General features: G+C 69.8%; 14 protein-coding genes. 6 read left to right on the top strand and 8 right to left on the bottom strand.

Going from position 1 to position 15,501, the window contains the following annotated elements; genetic code table 11:
* Positions 1-9: 9 nt before the first annotated feature.
* From CFB41_RS13030 to cobU, 4 genes are read right to left on the bottom strand one after another with little or no spacing between them, the layout of a single operon-like run.
* A complete protein-coding gene (locus CFB41_RS13030; RefSeq protein ID WP_089456758.1) occupies positions 10-927 on the bottom strand; it encodes a cobalamin-binding protein in 918 nt (305 codons plus the stop codon).
* Entirely contained in the window at positions 924-1,943 is a 1,020-nt protein-coding gene (gene cobD / locus CFB41_RS13025; RefSeq protein ID WP_089456757.1) for a threonine-phosphate decarboxylase CobD, read from the bottom strand. Before cobD ends, CFB41_RS13030 begins: the two co-directional genes overlap by 4 nt.
* Positions 1,936-2,880, bottom strand: coding sequence for an adenosylcobinamide-phosphate synthase CbiB (gene cbiB, locus CFB41_RS13020; RefSeq protein ID WP_089456756.1), 945 nt, complete (start codon positions 2,878-2,880; stop codon positions 1,936-1,938). The genes cobD and cbiB overlap by 8 nt, the downstream gene beginning before the upstream one ends.
* Positions 2,874-3,428, bottom strand: a complete 555-nt coding sequence (gene cobU / locus CFB41_RS13015; protein ID WP_089456755.1) for a bifunctional adenosylcobinamide kinase/adenosylcobinamide-phosphate guanylyltransferase — start codon at positions 3,426-3,428, stop codon at positions 2,874-2,876. The genes cbiB and cobU overlap by 7 nt, the downstream gene beginning before the upstream one ends.
* A gap of 74 nt (positions 3,429-3,502) precedes the next feature.
* Here cobU and CFB41_RS13010 point away from each other — a divergent pair, with 74 nt between their 5' ends.
* The 4 genes from CFB41_RS13010 to CFB41_RS13000 all read left to right on the top strand — a co-directional run bounded on the left by CFB41_RS13010 (position 3,503) and on the right by CFB41_RS13000 (position 6,597).
* Positions 3,503-5,005, top strand: coding sequence for a cobyric acid synthase (locus CFB41_RS13010; RefSeq protein WP_089456754.1), 1,503 nt, complete (start codon positions 3,503-3,505; stop codon positions 5,003-5,005).
* Between the two features lie 82 nt (positions 5,006-5,087).
* Positions 5,088-5,228 carry a hypothetical protein gene (locus CFB41_RS38100; RefSeq protein ID WP_179250032.1) on the top strand — a complete coding sequence of 47 codons (141 nt, stop codon included), beginning with the start codon at positions 5,088-5,090 and terminating at the stop codon, positions 5,226-5,228.
* Positions 5,229-5,378: 150 nt separating this feature from the next.
* Positions 5,379-5,792: a DoxX family protein gene (locus CFB41_RS13005; protein WP_089440801.1), complete on the top strand. Its 414-nt coding sequence runs from the start codon at positions 5,379-5,381 to the stop codon at positions 5,790-5,792.
* 136 nt (positions 5,793-5,928) lie between these two features.
* Positions 5,929-6,597: a ParA family protein gene (locus tag CFB41_RS13000; RefSeq protein ID WP_089440800.1), complete on the top strand. Its 669-nt coding sequence runs from the start codon at positions 5,929-5,931 to the stop codon at positions 6,595-6,597.
* A gap of 131 nt (positions 6,598-6,728) precedes the next feature.
* Here the strand turns inward: CFB41_RS13000 and panD are convergent, their stop codons facing one another.
* From panD to CFB41_RS12980, 4 genes are all read right to left on the bottom strand, one after another.
* The gene (gene panD / locus CFB41_RS12995) at positions 6,729-7,115 is read right to left on the bottom strand and encodes an aspartate 1-decarboxylase (protein WP_089426100.1); all 387 of its coding nucleotides are present in this window, start codon (positions 7,113-7,115) and stop codon (positions 6,729-6,731) included.
* Positions 7,116-7,157: 42 nt separating this feature from the next.
* Complete coding sequence (panC, locus tag CFB41_RS12990; RefSeq protein WP_089456753.1) at positions 7,158-7,997, bottom strand: pantoate--beta-alanine ligase; 840 nt, start codon at positions 7,995-7,997, stop codon at positions 7,158-7,160.
* A 265-nt stretch (positions 7,998-8,262) separates the two neighbouring features.
* The gene (locus tag CFB41_RS12985) at positions 8,263-9,135 is read right to left on the bottom strand and encodes a ScpA family protein (RefSeq protein WP_021164248.1); all 873 of its coding nucleotides are present in this window, start codon (positions 9,133-9,135) and stop codon (positions 8,263-8,265) included.
* Between the two features lie 4 nt (positions 9,136-9,139).
* Positions 9,140-9,328, bottom strand: a complete 189-nt coding sequence (locus CFB41_RS12980; protein WP_089426099.1) for a DUF3460 family protein — start codon at positions 9,326-9,328, stop codon at positions 9,140-9,142.
* A gap of 248 nt (positions 9,329-9,576) precedes the next feature.
* Between CFB41_RS12980 and CFB41_RS12975 the strand changes: the two genes are divergently transcribed.
* Complete coding sequence (locus tag CFB41_RS12975; protein WP_089456752.1) at positions 9,577-11,391, top strand: autotransporter assembly complex family protein; 1,815 nt, start codon at positions 9,577-9,579, stop codon at positions 11,389-11,391.
* Positions 11,392-11,419: 28 nt separating this feature from the next.
* Positions 11,420-15,493 (top strand): translocation/assembly module TamB domain-containing protein, encoded by a 4,074-nt coding sequence (locus CFB41_RS12970; protein ID WP_089456751.1) that lies wholly within the window; start codon positions 11,420-11,422, stop codon positions 15,491-15,493.
* Positions 15,494-15,501: the final 8 nt, after the last annotated feature.

Here is a 15,501-nt window from a genome sequence, read left to right as displayed (position 1 = left end):
CACCGGAAATCAGCGTGCCGCCCGCCGCGCACGCGCGGCATCGAGATCCTCGCACAGCGCGGCCGCGCCCTGCGCGATCCGCGGCGACGGCCGTGTCAGCAGATCGCCGTCGATCGCGAACAGGTTGTTGCGTGCCACGGCCGTCAGTGCGGGCCACGTGCGCCAGCGCGCCAGGCTCGGCAGCGGTTCGTCGGAGCGCGTCGTACCCGTGCTGGTCGTCACGATCGCCTCCGGATTCGCCGCGAGCACGGCCTCGTCGGTGACGGTCGGCACGAGCGGCTTGAGCGACGCGAACACGTTGCGGCCGCCGCACAGCTCGACCACGTCGTTGATCAGGTGCGCACCATTGAGCGTCATCAGCGGCCGATCCCAGACCTGGAAGAACATCGTGACGGGCGCTCGTGCCGAGTAACGCGTGCGCAGTGCCGCGATGTCGCGCGTATAGGCGGCCGCGGCCGCATCGGCAGCCGGTTGCGTACCGAGCAGCGTGCCGAGCCGGCGCAGCGACGACGCTACGTCGTCGAGATGCTTCGGTTCGCTGAAGAACAGCGGGATGTGCAGCGCGCGCAGCGCGTCGGTCTGCCGCTCGGCATTGCCGTGTCGCCAGACGACGATCAGGTCGGGCTTCAGCGCGGCGATCCGCTCGAGATCGAGCGCCTTGTTGTCGCCGACGCGCGGTATCGCTTGCGCGGCGGGCGGAAAGTCGCTGTACGTGACGGTGCCGACGAGCTTCGCGCCGCCGCCGGCCGCGTAGACGAGTTCGGTCGCATGCGGCGCGAGACTGATCACGCGTTGCGCGGGCGCCGGCAGCGTGACGGCATTGCCGGCGTCGTCGCGTGTCGTGACATCGGCGTGGACGCGTGGCGCGTAAGCGAATGCAGCCAATAGCGCGATTGGCGCGAGCCGCTGAAACATGCGTGAATTCATGCGGATTCCCGTTGCAGCGTCGGCACGCAGTGCGCGAGCGCGTCGCCGAGGCGCTGCCATTCCGTTTCGCTGCCCGGCAAGCCGACGCGTACGCTCGACGGGGACGGGAAGTGCCGCGTCCAGACCCCGCGTGTCGCGAGTGCCGCATGCAGTGCCGCGGCGCGCGGGTCGTCGGTCCAGCTGAAGAGCGGCGTCGCCCGAACCGCGAAGCCATGCGCGCGCAGCAACGCGGCCAGCCGCTCGCCGTCGGCCGCGAGCCGTTCGCGTGCGGCGGCCTGCCATGCGCGGTCGGCGAACGCCGCGGCGACCGCGTGGCGGGCGGGGCCGCTGACCGTCCATGCGCCGAGCAGGTCGCGCAGCGCGATGATCCGGTCAGGACAGGCGAGCACGAAGCCTGCGCGGATGCCGGCGAGCCCGAAGAACTTGCCGACCGAACGCAGCACGATGAGCCCGGGACGATCGACGTGCGGCGCGAGCGAGCGCGTCGCGCCCGTATCGGCGAATGCCTCGTCGACGATCAGCGTGCCGCCGCGCGCGGCCAGTTGCGCGTGCCAATCGAGCAGGCGCTCGGCCGGCACGAACTCGGCGGTCGGATTGTTCGGATTCCCGACGATGACGTGACGCAACGTCGCAGGCAGCGTATCCGTGTCGATGTCGAGCGCGACGACGCGATGGCCGTGGCGCGCGAAGGCGGGCGCGTATTCGCCGTACGCGAGCGCCGCGACGCCGGCGTCGCCGGCCGGCAGCAACGCGGGCAATGCGCGGATCGCGGCCTGGCTGCCGGCAACCGGCAGCACGTGGGCGGGATCGGGCGCGTGGTAGTACTGCGCGGCGCAGGCCGCGAGGCCGTCGCCGTCGTCGGGCAGCCGGCGCCACGCGTCGGCCGGGACGGGCGGCACCGGATAGCCGACCGGATTGATGCCGGTCGACAGGTCGAGCCACGCGTCGTACGGAATGCCATGGCGGCGCGCGGCTTCGTGCAGGTTGCCGCCGTGTGCGATGCGGGTGTCAGACATGATGGGTGGCCATGGCGAGTGCGCCGCTCGCGACCAGCAGCGCGAGCCACAGGGCGAGCGTGCGCGTGACGAGCGACAGCGCGGCGACGATGTGGGCGGCGGTCGCCGTGGCGCCGGTGCCGAGCGCGGGACGGTCTTCGATCTCGCCGTGATAGACGGCCGGGCCGCCGAGCTGCACGTTCAGGCTGCCGGCGCCGGCAGCCATCACCGGTCCCGCGTTCGGGCTGTCCCAGTGGCGCGCCTGCGTGCGCCAGCAGCGCCATGCGGCGGCCGTGTCGCCGAGCAGTGCGTAGCTCGCGGCCGTGAGGCGAGCGGGAATCCAGTTCAGCGCGTCGTCGAGGCGCGCGGCGGCCCAGCCGAAGGTCAGGAAGCGCGGCGTGCGGTAGCCCCACATCGCGTCGAGCGTGTTCGCGAGCCGGAACAGCAGCGCGCCGGGGCCGCCTGCGACGACGAACCAGAACAGCGCGCCGAAGATCGCGTCGTTGCCGTTCTCGAGCGCGGATTCGACGGCCGCGCGCGACAGCGCGCCTTCGTCCGCGTCGCTCGTGTCGCGCGACACGATGCGCGCGGCCAGCATGCGGGCGGCGCCGAGGTCATGCCGCAGCAACGCGGCAGCGATCGGCGCGACGTGGTCGGCGAGGCTTTTCGCGCCGAGCGCGAACCACAGCAGCGCGATATGCAGCGCGGCCGCGAGCGGCCACGGCAGCACGGTCGTGAGCCATGCGGCGATGGCGACCGGCGGCACGACCGCCGCGGCCCACGCGGCGACGCCGACCACGCGGCCGCGCCGGCCCGTATTCAGCGCGCCTTCGATGCGCGCGGCGAGGCGGCCGAACGCGACGAGCGGGTGCCAGCCGGCCGGTTCGCCGATCGCGCGGTCGACGATCGCGGCCGCGACCGCGAACATCGCGACGACGGGCAGCGACAGCATCAGCATGACGGCGCTCCCGTCTTGAGGTCGAGCGGCAGCCCGGCGACGAGTAGCGTCACGCGTGTCGCGAGCGCGGCGACGCGCTGGTTCAGGCGCCCGAGTTCGTCGACGTAGCGGCGCGTGACCGATCCGAGCGGCACGACGCCGAGCCCGATTTCGTTACTGACGACGATCACCTTCGCGCGCGCGCCGCGCAACGCGTGCTCGAGCCGCTCGACCTGCGCCGCGTACTGCGCATCGTCGAGCGGTTCACCTTCGGCGGGACACAGCAGGTTCGTGAGCCACAGCGTCAGGCAGTCGACGAGCAGGCACGCGCGCGGATCGTCGAGCCGTGCGAGCGTGCCGGCGAGATCGACGGGCGCGTCGGCGAAACCCCAGTCGGCCGGCCGGCGCGCGCGATGGTGCGCGATGCGCTCCGCGAACTCGGCATCGGCGGCGATCGCGGTCGCGATGTAGGTGACGGGGAGGCCGCTGTCGGCGGCGAGCCGCTCGGCATGCGCGCTCTTGCCCGAGCGCGCGCCGCCGAGGACGAAGGTGAGGTCGTGCGGAATCATCGCGTGATTGTAACGGCGCGGGCAGGGCGGCGCGGGGGATAATGCGGCCTTTGCTTCGCGACGACCTTTACACGATGAATGCACCCGAGCCGCGGCCGCGCGGCACGCTGATGATCCAGGGCACGACGTCCGACGCGGGCAAGAGCACGCTGGTTGCCGGCCTGTGCCGGCTCGCACGCCGCGCCGGCGCGCGCGTGGCGCCCTTCAAGCCGCAGAACATGGCGCTCAACAGCGCGGTGACGGCCGACGGTGGCGAGATCGGCCGCGCGCAGGCGCTACAGGCGCTGGCCGCGGGTGTCGCGCCGCATACGGATTTCAACCCCGTGCTGCTGAAGCCGACGAGCGATCGCGGCGCCCAGGTGATCATTCATGGCAAGGCACGCACGAACCTCAATGCGCGTGCGTATCACGACTACAAGCCGGTCGCGTTCGACGCGGTGCTCGAGTCGTACGCGCGCCTGCGCGCCGGCTACGACACGGTGATCGTCGAAGGCGCGGGCAGCCCCGCCGAGATCAACCTGCGCGACGGCGACATCGCGAACATGGGTTTCGCCGAACGTGTCGACTGCCCGGTCGTGCTGGTCGCCGACATCGACCGCGGCGGCGTGTTCGCGCATCTGGTCGGCACGCTTGCGTGCCTGTCGGACAGCGAGCGTGCGCGCGTGCGCGGCTTCGTGATCAACCGCTTCCGCGGCGATTTCAAGCTGCTCGAACCGGGGCTCGACTGGCTGCGCGCGCAGACGGGCAAGCCCGTGTTCGGCGTGCTGCCGTACCTGCACGGGCTGCTGCTCGACGCCGAGGACATGCTGCCCGCCCAGGCGCGCAGCGCCGCCGCACGGGGCGGCGCCGGCGTGCTGCGCGTCGTCGTGCCGGCGCTGCCGCGGATCAGCAACCATACCGATTTCGATCCGCTCCGCGCGCATCCTCAGGTCGAATTCACGTACTGGAAGAGCGGCCCCGTACCGGACGCCGACCTGTTGATCCTGCCCGGTTCGAAGAGCGTGCAGCGCGATCTCGCGTGGCTGCGCGACGCGGGCTGGGACGCGCTGATCCGTCGCCACCTGCGCTACGGCGGCAAGGTGATCGGCATCTGCGGCGGGATGCAGATGCTCGGCCGCACGCTCGACGATCCGCTCGGCCTCGAAGGCGTGCCGGGCAGCGTGCCGGGGCTCGGGCTGCTCGATTTCGACACGACGCTGCAGCCCGACAAGACACTGAAGAACGTGACGGGACATCTCGCGCTGCCGGGCGCAGCCGCGGTGCGCGGCTACGAGATCCACATGGGCGATACGCACGGGCCCGCGCTCGCGTCGCCCGCGCTGGCGCTGGCCGCCGACGCCGCGCGGGACGGCACGCGTCCCGACGGCGCGGTGTCCGACGACGGCCAGATCCTCGCGACCTACGTGCACGGGCTGTTCGACTCGCCCGACGCCTGCACGGCGCTGCTCGCGTGGGCCGGGCTCGACGGCGCGGAGCGCATCGACTATCCGGCGCTGCGCGAGGCATCGCTCGAACGGCTGGCCGACACGTTCGCGAACCATCTCGACCTCGACGCGCTGTACGCCGAGTTTCGTTGACGCGAGGCCGGCCCGTACTCGCTTTTTCCGCCGGATCGCGTACAACACAGAAGGGCGGAGGTCCGCCTGGAGGAGTGCGACGATGAAGGCTCGATGGTGGTGGAGCGCGCTGCTCGCGGCGCTGCTGGGCGCGTCGGCGGTGGCGCACGCGTGCGATTCGTCCGCACCGGGCGGCAGCCAGTCCGGTTCCGGCGACGCCACGCAAGGCAAGAGCGGTTACTGAAGCAGGGTTGCGGGGCATGATCGGTCATACCCCTTTTTATGTCCCGATTAACTCCACATGGGAATCAATTAAAGCGAATTAGCGTGTTTATCGGTCGAATTGATTCGAATAGAGTGCAGTCCATTCACACCACTCACGAAGGAATTCGCCATGAACCCCAATCGCCTCAACGATTTCGCCGCGACCCTGCTGCGCGTCGCGCTCGGTGTGCTGTACCTCGCGCACGTCGCGCAGAAGGTATTCGTCTTCACGCTGCCCGGCACCGCGCAGTTCTTTGCGTCGATCGGCCTGCCGGGCTGGCTCGCGTACCTGACGACGTTCGTCGAACTGGCCGGCGGCCTGGCGCTGCTCGCGGGTTTCCGTGTGCGCGTCGCCGCACTCGTGCTGCTGCCGTTCATGCTCGGCGCAACCGCTACACATCTGCCGAACGGCTGGAGCTTCGCGTCACCGCACGGCGGCTGGGAATATCCGGCGTTCTGGGCCGTCACGCTCGCCGTACAGGCGCTGCTGGGCGGCGGCGCGTTCGCGCTCGGCGCACGGGAGGCCGCGGTTCAGCGTGGGTAACGGGTAAGTAATCCTGCCCGGGGCGGCGCAACCCGTTCCGGTGACACCCCGTTTGCCGATATCATCGCTCCCTGTATCCGCAATCGAGCGGCGCCTGCCAGGCGGCGGGCGCCGCGCGGCTTTTTCGGGGGAATTCATGACGGTGATCGTGGTGGCGAATCCGAAGGGCGGCGTGGGGAAGAGCACGCTGTCCACCAATCTTGCCGGCTATTTCGCGGCGCAGGGCGCGTGGGTCGCGCTCGCCGACCTGGACCGGCAGCAGTCCGCGCATGCGTGGCTCGACCTGCGGCCGGCCGGATTGCCGCCGATCGAGGCATGGGAACTCGACCCGGACGCGCCGACGAAGCCGCCGCGCGGCCTCGAATATGCGGTGATCGATACGCCGGCCGGCCTGCACGGCAACCGGCTCAACGTCGCGCTGCAACTGGCCGACAAGGTGATCGTGCCGCTGCAGCCGTCGATGTTCGATATCCTGGCCACGCAGCAGTTTCTGGAGCGCCTCGCCGGCGAGAAGGCCGTGCGCAAGGGCAGCGTCGAGGTCGGGATCGTCGGGATGCGGGTCGATGCGCGCACGCGCTCGTCCGACCAGCTTCATCGCTTCGTCGAAGGGCTCGGCCTGCCGGTGCTCGGCTACGTGCGCGACACGCAGAACTACGTGCAGATCGCCGCGCACGGCCTGACGCTGTGGGACGTCGCGAAGAGCCGCGTCGAGAAGGATCTCGAACAGTGGCGGCCGATCGTCGAATGGGCCGAACGCCGGGCGCCGAAGGCAGAGAAGCCGGAGAAGGCCGCCAAGGCGTCCTGATCGCGCGGCCGCCGGGGCGGCGCACGATGAAATGAGAAAGGGCCGGATGCCGTCGAGTACGGCATCCGGCCCTTTGGTCACAAGCGGCACCGCCGCGCCCGCGCGCCACGGCACGCGGGCAGGTGGTCAGCTCAGGTCCAGTTCTGCGTCGGCACGTGATCGCGGTGGCCCTTGATCTTGTTGCCGTCGTCCATGAACACGAGCTTCGGCTTCCAGCCGGCCTGCAGCTCGGCTTCGTCGACCATCGCGAAGGCCGCGATGATCACGAGGTCGCCGAGTTGCGCGCGACGCGCGGCCGAGCCGTTCAGCGAGATCATCCCGCTGCCGCGCTCACCCTTGATCGCGTACGTCGAGAAGCGCTCGCCGTTGTTGATGTTCCAGATGTCGATCCGTTCGTTCTCGATGATGCCCGATGCGTCGAGCAGGTCTTCATCGATCGCGCACGAGCCTTCGTAGTGCAGCTCGCAGTGCGTGACGGCCGCACGGTGGATCTTCGATTTGAGCATGTGGCGCTGCATGGTGTCTCCGTGATGCGTGAGAGGCGCGGGCGGGGCGGCCCGTCAGATTTCCAGGTTGTCGATGAGGCGCGTCGCGCCGAGCTTCGCGGCGGCGACGACGACGAGCGGTTCGCCGGCCTCGAGCTGGGCCGCGTCCGGCGCGATCAGGTTCGCGCGGCGGCGGATCGAGATGTAGTCGGGCGCCCAGCCGCGGCCGGCCAGATGCGTGCGGGCCAGGTCCTCGAGCTTGCCGAGGTCGCGCTCGCCGCCGAGCACGCTTTCGCGGATGCGCTGCAGCGTCTTCGCGAGTTCGGGCGCTTCGCTGCGCTCGTCGGCCGACAGGTAGCGATTGCGCGACGACAGCGCGAGGCCGTCCTCGTCGCGCACGGTTTCGGCGGCGATGATGTCGACCGGCAGCGCGAGCTGCTGGCACATGCGGCGCACGATCATCAACTGCTGGTAGTCCTTCTTGCCGAACACGGCGACGCGCGGCTGCACGCAGGCCATCAGCTTCGCCACGACCGTGCACACGCCGGTGAAGAAGCCGGGCCGGAATTCCCCTTCGAGGATCCCGCCGAGATCGTCCGGCGGCAGCACGCGATATTCCTGCGGTTCCGGGTACATGTCGCGCTCGGTCGGCGCGAACAGCACGTAGACGTTTTCCTTCTGCAGCTTCTCGATATCGTCCTGCAGCGTGCGCGGATACTTGTCGAAATCCTCGTTCGGGCCGAATTGCAGCCGGTTGACGAAGATGCTCGCCACGACCGGGTCGCCGTGCTGGCGCGCGAGGCGCATCAGCGACAGGTGCCCTTCGTGCAGGTTGCCCATCGTCGGCACGAACGCCGTGCGGTTCTGGCCGCGCAGCTGGTCGCGCAGTTCATGGATCGAGCTGATGACTTTCATGATCGGGTAGCGGGTTCCTCGCGCTGGCGCGCGTTGGCGCCGCAGCAGCGGCGTCGGGGTCGAAGCGGAGAACGCCGGCGCGCGGGCGGCGCATCGGGCGTCGGCGGATTGTAGAGGATTTGGCCGCCAAACGCATCGAAAAAAGAACGATCGTTCACTTTTTAATCGGGCGTGCCGGCAACCGCTCGCGCGGCCGAGCCGGACTGCGGCGTAGCAGCGAGCGTGCGGGGATGAACCGGGAGAACGGGAGAGGCGGGCGCGGGGGTTACGCGGGCAGGTACGCGAGACGCACGTAGATCGGCGCGAACGGCTCGGCCTGCGTGATTTCGAGGAGCGATTCGCGCGCGAGTTCGAGCATCGCGATGAAATTCACGACGACGACCGGTACGCCGCGCGACGTGTCGAACAGCTCGGCGAACTCCATGAAGCGTGCGTTCTGCAGGCGGCGCAGGATCAGGCTCATGTGCTCGCGCACCGACAGCTCCTCGCGCGAGATCTTGTGGTGCTGGACGAGCTTCGCGCGCTTGAGCACGTCGGCCCACGCGGCGCGCAGGTCGTCCGAATTCACGTCGGGGAAGCGCGGCGTGACGCTCTGCTCGATGTAGACCTCGGCGCGCAGGAAGTCGCGGCCGAGCTGCGGCAACTGGTCGAGCCGCTGCGCGGCGAGCTTCATCTGCTCGTATTCGAGCAGGCGGCGCACGAGTTCGGCGCGCGGATCCTCGGCTTCCTCGCCGGTGTCGGCCTTCTTGACCGGCAGCAGCATCCGCGACTTGATCTCGATCAGCATCGCGGCCATCAGCAGGTACTCGGCCGCCAGCTCCAGGTTCGACGTGCGGATCTGATCGACGTAGCCCAGGTATTGCGCGGTGACCTGCGCCATCGGGATGTCGAGCACGTTGAAGTTCTGCTTGCGGATCAGGTAGAGCAGCAGGTCGAGCGGGCCTTCGAAGGTCTCGAGGAAGACCTCGAGCGCATCGGGCGGGATGTAGAGATCCTGCGGCAGCTTGAAGAGCGGCTCGCCGTACAGGCGAGCGAATGCCGCGACACCGTCGACCGTGTCGGGCGTCGAATCGGCGCCCGCGGGCGCGGCGATCGCGTCGTCCTGGCGGGCGGCGCTGGCCTCGTCGGCGGCGCTCACGTCGTCAGAAGTTCTGGTAGTAGACGTACGGCGTTTGCTTCACGCGCGATTCCTGCTGCTCGGCACGCTCTTCGAGGTCGATCGGCTGCTTGTCCCACAGCAGGGAGCGGCCCTTGCGCTGCTCGTCCTCGAGCGTCGGCTTCTGCTGCTTGAGCTGGTTCAGGAACTGCGTGACATCGGACTGGTACGGCATGGCTGGGTTTTCCGTTTCGGGCGGCGCACGATGCGCCGGATTCACGATGGCGGGATTTTACCGCATCGCGGGAACGGCCGGCGTCAATCGCGCGTCGAATCCGCTGGCCGGTACCAGTGGACTTCGTGCGACGGCCCTTGCGGTGCCTTGGCACTCTTTCACAATCGTTTGGCGGCGACGTCGGCGCCCTGTGGTCAAATACAGGGTTTTCCACGAAACCGTAACACTCCGAGACGGCGAGGTCATATTTGGCGGGGCAGTCGAACCAGCAAGCACATACGGCACATGACGCGTTCCCGCGCGGGGAGCGCAATCGCGCCGGCGTCGCGGCCCGCGCCGCGCGGGCGGCCCTCGCGGGTTGCCTGGCCGCGTGCTTCGCGCTGCCGGCCCACGCGAAGTACGACGTCGACATCGACGCGCCGCGTTCGATCCGCAAGCTCCTGAAGACGCATCTCGATATCGCGCGCTTCGCGAAGCGCGACGACATCAGCGACGACCAGTTCGACTTCCTCGTGACCGCCACGCCGCAGCAGGTGCGCGACCTCACCGCGACGGCCGGCTATTTCTCGCCGGTCGTGCGCACCGACGTGCGCACGCGCGACGGCAAGCGCGACGTGCGCATCGCGGTCGATCCCGGCAAGCAGACGATCGTGTCGAGCGTCGACCTGACGTTCAAGGGGCCCATCGACACCGAGGATCCGAAGCAGGAAGCCGCGACCCGTTTCGCGTTCTCGCTGAAGCCGGGCGATCCGTTCACGCAGTCCGACTGGGACGGCGCGAAGGGCGCGGCGCTCAGGCAACTGCAGTCGCGCCGCTATCTCGGCGGGAAGATCGCGTCGTCCGAAGCGCGCATCGACCCGCGCACGCAGCGCGCGATGCTCGCGGTCACGTTCGACAGCGGCCCGACGTTCACGATCGGCAAGGTCGACGTCGACGGCGTGCGGCGCTATCCGGAAAGGATCGTCACGAACGTCAACCCGCTGTCGGAAGGCGAGATCTACGACGTGCAGCGGATCACCGAACTGCAGCGTCAGTTGCAGAACACGCCGTATTACGCGAGCGTCGCGATCGACGTCGGCGACGATACGGCGAAGCCCGAGCGCACGCCCGTGCATGTGAAGGTCAGCGAGTTTCCGTACAACAACATCCGCGGCGGCGTCGGCTTTGCCACCGATACCGGGCCGCACGTGCAGGGCTCCTATACGTATCTCGACACGTTCGGCGCCGCGTGGCCGCTGACCGTGTCGGGCCGGCTCGACCAGATCCAGCAATACGGGCAGGTCCAGCTGTCGATGCCGCCGGGCGAGAAGGGCTGGACCAACAGCGTGCTCGCGTCGTACACGAACACCAACGTGTCGGACACGCGCATCTACAGCGCGCGGGTCGGCGCGCAGCGCACGCGCACCGGCCAGTTCATCGACTATTCGTATTCACTGATGTTCTACCAGGACCGGCTCGACCAGAACGGCGCGGGGCCGACCACGAGCCGCGCGCTCGTGCCGCAATGGGCGTGGACGCGCCGCAACGTCGACGATCCGCTGTTTCCGCGCTCGGGCAACCTGATCCACGCGGAGGCCGGCTTCGCGGTCAAGGGCGTGCTGACCGACCAGTCCTTCATTCGCGGCTACGCGCGCGGCCAGCAGTACCTGCCGATCGGCAAGCGCGACCTGTTCGTGTTCCGCGCGGAACTCGGCGGCGTGTTCACGAGCGGCAGCTCGACCGGTGTGCCGGCGTCGCTGCTGTTCCGCGCGGGCGGTTCGAACTCGGTGCGCGGCTACGGCTACCAGAGCATCGGTAACAGCGTCGACGGTTCCGTGCTGCCGACCAAGTACCTGATGACGGGCACGGCCGAATACCAGCACTGGTTCAACCGCGACTGGGGCGCGGCGACGTTCTTCGACATCGGCACCGCCACCGATGCGTGGGGCGAGCGCGTGTTCTATCCGGGTGTCGGCATCGGCGCGCGCTGGCGCAGCCCCGTCGGCCCGATCAACGTCGACGTCGCGTACGGGTTGCGCAACCATAGCGTGCGCCCGTACCTGACGCTCGGCATCGCTTTCTGACCGTACCGCTTCACCGACGACGAACCGCATGACGAAGGACCCGAACGACACGCCGCCGCCTCACGATCCGGACTCGCCCGACGGCGCGCCCGACACGCCGCCGCGCGCGCCGCGCCGCGGCCGGGCGGTGCGCGTCGTGGCATGGACGCTCGCGACGGTCGTGCTGCTCGTCGTGCTGGCGGTGGGGCTCGTGGTGGGCGCGATGACGACCGAACGCGGCACGCGGCTTGCGTGGCAATTGGCCGGTCACGTGCTCGGCACGCGGCTCGCGGGCACGCTCGACGGTGGCTCGCTCGCGACCGGCGTGCGGTTGCGCGACTTCGCGTGGACCAGCCCCGACGGTTCGGGCACCGAGGTCCGCATCGACCGGCTCGACGGCCGCTGGGCCCTGACCCGCGCGCCGTGGCGGCTGTCCATCGCGTACCTTCGCGCCGGCACGATCGACGTGCGGATCGCGCCGGGGCCGTCGACGCCGAGTACGACGCCGCAGGACCTGAGCCTGCCGCTGCAGTTGCGGATCGACGACCTGCGCGTCGATCACCTCGCGATCCACGACGGCGGCTCGACGACGCAGCTCGACCATATCGCGCTGAACGGCCGCAGCGACGGCCGTCACCATGAACTCGTGCTCGACGGCATCGATACGCCGTACGGCGCGCTAACCGCGCGCGCAAAGCTCGACGGCGTGAAGCCGTTCGCGCTGACGGGTGACGCCACGTATGCCGGCAAGCTGTCCGACGAGCCGGTCGATGCGCGTGCGCGCGTGTCGGGCTCGCTCGAGGCGCTCGTCGCCGAAGTCGACGCAAGCGGGATGAAGCTGAACGGGCGCGCGCACGTCGAGGCCGCACCGTTCGGCGCGGTGCCGCTCACGCGCGCATCGCTCGCGTTCGATCACGTGAACCCGCAGGCGCTCGCGCCCGGCGCGCCGGCCGCCGATCTCGCGGTGCGCGCGGAACTCGCGCCGGTGACCGCGCCGGCCGGGGCGGAGCCCGCGAAGGGTTTCGCGGTGACGGGCCCGGTGTCGATCGTCAACGCGAAGCCCGGCACGCTCGGCGACCACCTGCTGCCGCTGATCGACGCGCACGCGAACGTGCATCTCGACGCGCACGCGCAGCGGATCGACGATCTCGCACTGAAGCTGATCCGCGACGGCAGCGTGACGGGCAACGGCACGCTGACGGGCGGCAAGGGCCGTTTCGACCTGAAGGTCGCGAATCTCGACCTGAACGCATTCGTCGCCGAGCTGCGGCCGATGCGCCTCGCCGGCCCGCTCGGCGTGACGCTCGCGGGCGATGTCACGACCGTCGACTTCAACCTGAACGACCCGAAGCTCGCGCTCGGCGCACGCGCGAAGGTCGCGTTGACGCCGCAGCAAACCGTGCTGACCGACGCGCGCGTGACGGCGGGCAAGGGCCGGGTCGACCTGACCGGTGTGTTCCGCCACGATGCGCATTCGAGCTACGACGCGAAGGCGACGCTGACCGCATTCGATCCGCTGCTGCTCGCCGCGATGAGCGCGCCGAAGGCAGGTGGCGGCAAGGCGCCCGCCAAGGCGGCGAAGGCGCCGGCCCAGCGCGGCGAGACGCGCGTGTCGGGCACGCTCACGGCGTCCGGCGCATTCGCGCCGCAGGTATCGACGAAGGCGACCTTCAAGCTCGGCGACAGCCTGTACGACGGCGTGCCGCTGACCGGCGCCGGCGTCGTGCAGCTGGCCGGCTCGCGCATCTTGCCGAGCAACGCAAACCTGTCGATCGCGGGCAACCACGTCGACCTGCGCGGCAGCTTCGGCGCGCCCGGCGACCGGCTGCGCTTCGTCGTCGACGCGCCGCAGCTCGACCGGCTCGGCTTCGGCGTGGAAGGGCTCGTGCAGGCGCAGGGCGACCTGACCGGCAGCTTCGCGCATCCGAACGTGACGGCCACCTACAAGGCCGAGCACGTCGTCGTCGGCTCGAACCGGATCGGTGCCGCACAGGGCCGGGCGGACATCCGCGACGGCGCGCACGGCGCGCTCGTGTTCACGGCCGACGCGTCCGACCTCGCGCTCGGCTCGCTGAAGCTGAAATCGCTGCGCGCGAACCTCGACGGCACGCGCGCGAAGCACACGCTCGACGCATCGGCGCTCGGGATTGCCGATGGTCGCGTGATCGACGTGACGCTCGCGGCGAATGGCGGCGTGGTCGAGAACCGCGACGGGATGCGCTGGGACGGCACCGTCACGCGTCTTGCGAACCGCGGCACGCCGGCCATCGCGCTGCAGTCGCCGCTGACCGTGTCGGCCGGCGCCGGCCGCGTGACGCTCGGCGCAACGCGGCTCACGCTCGAAGGCGCGGCGATCGACCTGAAGTCGTTCGTGTTCGATCACGGCCAGATGCGCTCGGCGGGCTCGGTGACCGGTGCGTCGGTCGCGCGTTTCCTCGAGGTCCGCCAGGCGCTGACGGGCCAGCGGCCGCCGGTGCGCACCGACGTCGTGCTCGATGCCGACTGGGATTTCTCGCTCGGCGCGAACGCGACGGGCTACGTGCAGGTGAAGCGCCGCGGCGGCGACGTGACGATCGAGAGCGGGCGCGGCATCGCCTCGCTGGGGCTGACCGACCTGTCCGCGCGCGCGAGCTTCACGCCCGGCAACCGGCTCAACGTGACGGCGCTCGCGAAGGCGAACCGGATCGGCACGCTCGACGCGAACGTCACCGTGCCGTTCGCGCTGCACGACGGCATGTTCGGCGTGGTCAACGACGGCCCGCTGTCGGGCCGCATCGACGCCGACATCCCGGCGCTGAAGACGACCGGCAACCTGTTCGGGCCGAGCTACCTGCTCGGCGGCCGCGCGGCGCTGAAGCTGACCGTCGCGGGCACGCCGGCGAAGCCGAACCTGTCGGGGACGCTGACGGGTGACGACCTGTCCGCGACGCTCATCGACCAGGGCGTGCAGCTGAAGGACGGCATCGTGCGCGTGAAGCTGTCGGAAAACCTCGTCGAATTCCAGCAGGTCGAATTCCACGGCGGCGACGGTACGCTGCGCATGCTCGGCCGCGTGCGCCTCGACGGCGAGGCGCCCGACCTGACCGCGAGCATCGTCGCGGACAAGCTCGAGCTGTTCGCGGCGCCGGACCGCAAGCTGTCGCTGTCGGGCAAGGCGACGGTCGCGAACGACGGGCCGCGCGGCGCGCTGTCGATCGACGGCAAGTTCGTCGTCGACCGCGCATTGTTCGACCTGCCCGAGGAATCGGCGCCGCACCTGTCGGACGATGTGGTGATCATGCAGCCGGGCGGCACGGTGCGCGGCGAGACGCCGACCGGTTCCGCGGTCGCGAAGCCGAAGCCGGTCGAGGACAAGCCGGCGCCGTCGCTCGCGCCGCGCGCGAATGTCGACATCGGCCTCGGCAACAACTTCCGCTTCAAGGGCCATGGCGCGGATCTCGGATTGCGCGGCACGATCACCGTGATGAGCGCGCCGGGCGTGCCGCTGCGCGCGGTCGGCAACGTGCGCGTGACCGAAGGATCGACGTACACGTCGTTCGGCCGCAAGCTCGCGATCGAGAATGGCTTCTTCACGTTCAACGGCCCCGTGTCGAACCCGGGCGTCAACATCCTCGCGATGCGGCGCAACCAGGAAGTCGAGGCCGGCGTGCAGGTGACGGGCACGATCCAGTCGCTGACGGTCAAGCTCGTGTCGGAGCCGAACGTCACGGACAACGAAAAGCTGTCGTGGCTGCTGTTCGGGCACGGCACGGACCAGGGCAACAACGTCGGCCAGCAGGGTGCGATGACGGCGGCGCTCGGGCTGCTCGGCAGCGTGACCGGCAAGCGCGTCGCGCAGACCTTCGGTCTCGACGAGGTTTCGGTCGGCCGCAGTGAAGTCGGCCTGACCGATCCGCAGGTCGTGCTGGTGTCGAAGGCGATCAACGAGCGCTTCGTGCTCGGCTTCGAGCAAGGGCTGCAATCGGCGGCCAACGCGTTCAAGGCGACGATCAACCTGACGCGTTTCTGGTCGGTATCCGCGTACGGCGGCACGTTCCAGGGCGTCGACCTGAACTACACGCGGCGCTTTGATCGCTGGTTCAGCAGCGACGGCGGGCGCGGGCGGCGCGCCGAGCAGCCATGAAAAAAGCC

Origin of the sequence: Burkholderia sp. AU33803 (assembly GCF_002223095.1) — a bacterium.
In the GTDB taxonomy this organism is placed as follows: domain Bacteria; phylum Pseudomonadota; class Gammaproteobacteria; order Burkholderiales; family Burkholderiaceae; genus Burkholderia.
Note: the sequence above shows the minus strand (reverse complement) of the source record. Positions and strands in the feature narration are given on the sequence as shown.